Origin of the sequence: Nocardioides sp. NPDC059952, from assembly GCF_042730435.1 — a bacterium.
In the GTDB taxonomy this organism is placed as follows: Bacteria; Actinomycetota; Actinomycetes; order Propionibacteriales; family Nocardioidaceae; genus Nocardioides.
The window spans coordinates 1-3,625 of record NZ_JBHWLY010000140.1; the positions used below are offsets into that span (position 1 = coordinate 1).

Annotated in this window: 4 protein-coding genes; 1 reads left to right on the forward strand and 3 read right to left on the reverse strand. The window is 68.0% G+C overall.

Features of this window, described 5'->3' with window-relative positions:
- Positions 1-56: 56 nt before the first annotated feature.
- The 3 genes from ACFV9G_RS29690 to lipB all read right to left on the reverse strand — a co-directional run bounded on the left by ACFV9G_RS29690 (position 57) and on the right by lipB (position 2,548).
- Complete coding sequence (locus tag ACFV9G_RS29690) at positions 57-767, reverse strand: DUF4191 domain-containing protein (protein ID WP_378733061.1); 711 nt, start codon at positions 765-767, stop codon at positions 57-59.
- A 30-nt stretch (positions 768-797) separates the two neighbouring features.
- On the reverse strand, positions 798-1,742 hold the full coding sequence (lipA, locus tag ACFV9G_RS29695) for a lipoyl synthase (protein ID WP_091040837.1): 945 nt from the start codon (positions 1,740-1,742) through the stop codon (positions 798-800).
- A 68-nt stretch (positions 1,743-1,810) separates the two neighbouring features.
- The gene (gene lipB / locus ACFV9G_RS29700) at positions 1,811-2,548 is read right to left on the reverse strand and encodes a lipoyl(octanoyl) transferase LipB (protein WP_378733063.1); all 738 of its coding nucleotides are present in this window, start codon (positions 2,546-2,548) and stop codon (positions 1,811-1,813) included.
- 142 nt (positions 2,549-2,690) lie between these two features.
- Between lipB and ACFV9G_RS29705 the strand changes: the two genes are divergently transcribed.
- Positions 2,691-3,440: a DUF6612 family protein gene (locus tag ACFV9G_RS29705; RefSeq protein WP_378733065.1), complete on the forward strand. Its 750-nt coding sequence runs from the start codon at positions 2,691-2,693 to the stop codon at positions 3,438-3,440.
- The last annotated feature ends 185 nt before the right edge of the window (positions 3,441-3,625 follow it).

The window sequence follows — 3,625 nt, forward strand, 5'->3', positions numbered from 1 at the left end:
AGCCTGCGCCGACATCCGAGCCTTGCCCGGCGCTTGCGCCGGGCAAACGCGAGGACTCAGCGGCCGCGGAGGTTGCCGCGCATGCCCTTCATCGAGGTCGGGACGGGGCCCTTCGGGATCGGCATGGTGCCGCGGGTGGCGTCGACCGCCTTGAGGCGGTTGAGGATGTCGGTGATCTCGGGACCGGAGACGTTGCGGCCGATCTTGGTGACGTGCTTGGTCAGCTGCGGCAGCGGGACCTCGTCCTCACCGTTGCCGGCGACGACGGTCGTGATCGGCACGTCGGCCAGGACCCGGGCGTGGGTGCGCTTGGTGCTGGCCAGCAGGGAGCGGACCTTGCTCGGGCTGTTGCCCTCGCCCACGAGGACGACCCCCGGAGGACCGACCACACGGTGCACGAGGGTCTGGCTGCGCGGCTCGACGCCTACCGCCTGGGTGACGGTCCAGCCACGGCGGAGCATGGTCAGGGCGGCGTACCCGCCACCGATCTGGCCCTCGAGCCGGGAGTACATCACCTTCTGCGCGCGCCGCGAGAAGACCACCATCGCGGCGAGGAGGCCGGCCAGCAGGGCGCCGACGATCGTGAAGATCCAGGAGAAGATGCCCTCACCGGGCAGGAACCAGAAGATCACGCCGGCGACCGCGGCGACGACCACGAAGATCGAGCCGAGGATGAGGCCGATCTTGGGGTCTGACTGCTTGGTGAGCTTGTAGGTCTCCACCATCTGCTGGCGGCGACTCATGCTGCTCGGATCGGTCTGGGACATCTTCCTCTTTCAGTTCTCGTACGCAGGGACTCAGGCCACGGAGGAGGCGTCTCGCGCCTCGATCGCCTGACGGTACAGCCGACCGGCGCGGTAGGACGAACGAACGAGCGGTCCGGACATGACTCCGGAGAAGCCGATCTCCTCGGCCTCGGCCTGGAGCTCGATGAACTCCTCGGGCTTGACCCAGCGCTCGACGGGGTGGTGACGCACGCTCGGGCGCAGGTACTGCGTGATCGTGATCAGCTCGCAGCCGGCCGCGTGCAGGTCGCGCAGCGCCTCGGAGACCTCCTCGCGGGTCTCGCCCATGCCCAGGATCAGGTTGGACTTGGTGACCAGCCCGAAGTCGCGGGCCTGGGTGATCACATCGAGGCTGCGCTCGTAGCGGAACGCCGGGCGGATCCGCTTGAAGATCCGCGGGACGGTCTCGACGTTGTGGGCGAGCACCTCGGGACGGGACTCGAAGACCTCCTGGAGGAGCTCCGGGATGCCGTTGAAGTCGGGGATGAGGTTCTCGACGCCGGTCTCGGGGTTGAGCTCGTGGATCTGCTTGACCGTCTCGGCGTAGAGCCAGGCGCCGCCGTCGGCGAGGTCGTCACGGGCGACGCCGGTGATGGTGGCGTACTTCAGGCCCATGGTCTGCACGGACTCGGCCACGCGGCGCGGCTCGTCGCGGTCGAGGTCGGTCGGCTTGCCGGTGTCGATCTGGCAGAAGTCGCAGCGCCGGGTGCACTGGTCGCCACCGATGAGGAAGGTGGCCTCGCGGTCCTCCCAGCATTCGAAGATGTTGGGGCAGCCGGCCTCCTGGCACACCGTGTGCAGGCCCTCGGACTTCACCAGCGCGGTGAGCTCCTTGTATTCCGGCCCCATCTTCGCTTTGGTCTTGATCCACTCCGGTTTGCGTTCGATCGGAGTCTGCGCGTTGCGGACCTCGAGACGGAGGAGCTTGCGACCTTCTGGGGCAGGAGCTTGAGTCACCCCACAAGCCTACGCCGCGTGGGGGCGGAACCTCGAAGCCAGGTTGTTACTGGACGGTCACTCCGGATCTAGCCCAGGCTGGGGGAGAGCAGCGGGACCCGGGGAGTCTTGGCCGGGTCAGGCTTGGGCTCCAGGCTCTCGCCCTGGTCGTAGTCGCGCCAGGAGAGCATCTCGGCGACCTGCTCGTGGAGGACGGGCATCGCCTCGGTGTTGCCGATCTGCCGCCCCGCCTCGATCGAGAGCGTGGTCACGCCGGCGTCAGAGATCCCGCACGGCACGAACCGCTCGTACCACCCCAGGTCGACGTCGCAGTTGAGCGCGATGCCGTGCATGGTCACGTGCTGGCTGACCCGCAGCCCGATCGCCCCGACCTTGCGCTCCAGGCGGCGTACGCCGTCGGGGGTCTCGCCCGCGGGCAGCCACACGCCGCTGCGGCCCGGGACCCGGTAGGCGGTGACGCCGAACGCGGCACAGGTGCGGATCATCGCCTGCTCCAGGCGGCGTACGAAGTCGACGACCTTGACCTTCTCCGGCAGCCGCACGATCGGGTAGGCGACGATCTGGCCGGGGCCGTGGAAGGTCACCTCACCGCCGCGGTCGACGTCGATCACCGGCGCGCCACCGGGATCCGCGGGCCGGTCCTCCGGCTTCGTACGCTTCCCCGCGGTGTAGGTCGGCGGGTGCTCGAGCAGCAGCACGGTGTCGGGCTCTTCGCGGTCCACGACGCGCTGGTGGATCTGCTTCTGCAGCTCCCAGGCGTCCAGGTAGTCGATCGTCCCGACCTCAACGAAGCGCAGCTCAGTCACATCCGCGATCGTACGCCGGGGCGGATAACGGTTTGGCGACAACCCCGCGGGGGTAAAGAGATTGTGCGCAGAATGCGCCTGCTTCGACTGGCCGCGCTCGGGAGCGATCGGTCATCGGATCAGTCTTGAAAGGCACACAGACGTGCGTACCACCCAGAACCGGCCCACAACCCGGCGCCGCCTCGCTGCGGCCGCCCTCGCCCTGACCGCGACCTGCACCGTTGCAGCGTGCGGCGGGAACGGCAGCGACGCGAACGACGCAGCCGACGCCGCACCTTCCATCGAGCCCGGCACCACGCTGTCGGCGTCCGAGGCCACGAAGGTCGTGGAAGCGGCCGCCGAGTCCATGTCGACGGTCCACGTCGAGATGGAGATCAACGCCGTCGAGGAGGGCGAGAAGATCGCCGGGACCGGCGAAGGCGACTTCCAGCAGGACCCGATGGCCTTCCAGGTGAAGGGCGAGATCCGCGGTGCCGACGAACCGAGCACGGTCGAGTTCGTCATTCTCGACGACACCACGTACGCCAGCATGGACGGCGAGTGGGTGATGGGCGGATTCGCCAGCGTGATGTCCGCGATGATGCCCGCGCCCAACCTCTTCCTCGACTCCGTCACCCGTGCGATCTCTGCGGACACCACGACGTACGTCGGGCAGGAGGCGATCGAGAGTGTCGACACCTCCCACTACACGTTCGCCGCGGGTGAGTCGGACTTCGGCGCGGAGGGCTCGACGGTCGATGTCAACGTCGACTCCGAGGGGCGGCTGGTGCGGATGAAGATGAACGGCGGCGACGCCGGGAACATCGTCTTCGACCTGTCCGCTCACGGCGAGCCGGTGACCATCCAGAAGCCGAGCGGCAAGATCACCGACATGTCCGACATGGAGATGTAGCCGAGACCCGGTGAGATGACGAGCGGCGCGGCCCCCGTGGGGACCGCGCCGCTCGTTGCGTACTTCTTACGTAGATCTCGACCCGCTTCGCAGCTTCGCAGGCTCAGCCGCTGCGCTCGCTCGATCTCTTCGCGTTGTGACCCTGCGAGCGTAGCTCGCGGGGTGACAAGGTCAGGTAAAGGAAA